Raw genomic sequence first — 234 nt, forward strand, 5'->3', positions numbered from 1 at the left:
GTTTTCAACGTTGTGGTCACCTTGCGTTTCAGAGTGATTTTCTGGGGTGCCAGTTCATTGGCACCACCGTGGCTCTTTTTCAAAAAGGTCAACAGGCCGGCTTTTTCTTCATCCGACACTCTTTGTTCTGCTGCGGTCTGTGGCAGGCCCGCTTCTTTCATTTGGGACAACAAGCGATCTACGCTGGTCCCCACCACGTCGGCGAGTTCTTTAACTGTTACTTCTGCCATGCGT

1 protein-coding gene is annotated in these 234 nt (G+C 51.3%); it reads right to left on the minus strand.

Annotated features, from left to right (window positions below):
- Positions 1–230 (minus strand): translation initiation factor IF-2 N-terminal domain-containing protein (locus Q4563_RS22810; protein ID WP_303606172.1); only part of this gene is annotated, 230 nt, incomplete at its 3' end.
- Positions 231–234 lie beyond the last annotated feature (4 nt).

This window comes from Gilvimarinus sp. 1_MG-2023 (assembly GCF_030548285.1).